At 51.9% G+C, this 798-nt stretch carries 1 rRNA gene; it reads left to right on the forward strand.

Annotation, left to right across the window (positions count from 1 at the left end):
- Window positions 1–773 (forward strand): 23S ribosomal RNA (locus KFE26_RS23620); the annotation flags it as partial.
- Between the last annotated feature and the right edge of the window lie 25 nt (window positions 774–798).

Below are 798 nucleotides of genomic sequence, written 5' to 3' on the forward strand. Positions count from 1 at the left end.
TGAAGTTGTGACGCTAGTCATGATGGAGTCGTCCTTGAAATACCACCCTTGTAGTTTTGATGTTCTAACCTAGGTCCCTTATCGGGATTAGGGACAGTGCCTGGTGGGTAGTTTGACTGGGGCGGTCTCCTCCCAAAGAGTAACGGAGGAGCACGAAGGTTGGCTAAGTACGGTCGGACATCGTACGGTTAGTGCAATGGCATAAGCCAGCTTAACTGCGAGACATACACGTCGAGCAGGTACGAAAGTAGGTCATAGTGATCCGGTGGTTCTGAATGGAAGGGCCATCGCTCAACGGATAAAAGGTACTCCGGGGATAACAGGCTGATACCGCCCAAGAGTTCATATCGACGGCGGTGTTTGGCACCTCGATGTCGGCTCATCACATCCTGGGGCTGAAGTCGGTCCCAAGGGTATGGCTGTTCGCCATTTAAAGTGGTACGCGAGCTGGGTTCAGAACGTCGTGAGACAGTTCGGTCCCTATCTGCCGTGGGCGTTGGATGATTGAAGGGAGCTGCTCCTAGTACGAGAGGACCGGAGTGGACGAACCGCTGGTGTTCGGGTTGTCATGCCAATGGCATTGCCCGGTAGCTACGTTCGGAATCGATAACCGCTGAAAGCATCTAAGCGGGAAGCGAGCCCTAAGATGAGTCATCCCTAGGAATTTAATTCCTCTAAAGAGCCGTTCGAGACTAGGACGTTGATAGGCATGGTGTGTAAGCGTTGTGAGGCGTTGAGCTAACATGTACTAATGACTCGAGAGGCTTAACCATACAACCCAGATGGGTTTTACTGAAA

The sequence above is a fragment of the Shewanella sp. M16 genome, from assembly GCF_018224605.1.
GTDB classification, from domain to species: domain Bacteria; phylum Pseudomonadota; class Gammaproteobacteria; order Enterobacterales; family Shewanellaceae; genus Shewanella; species Shewanella oncorhynchi.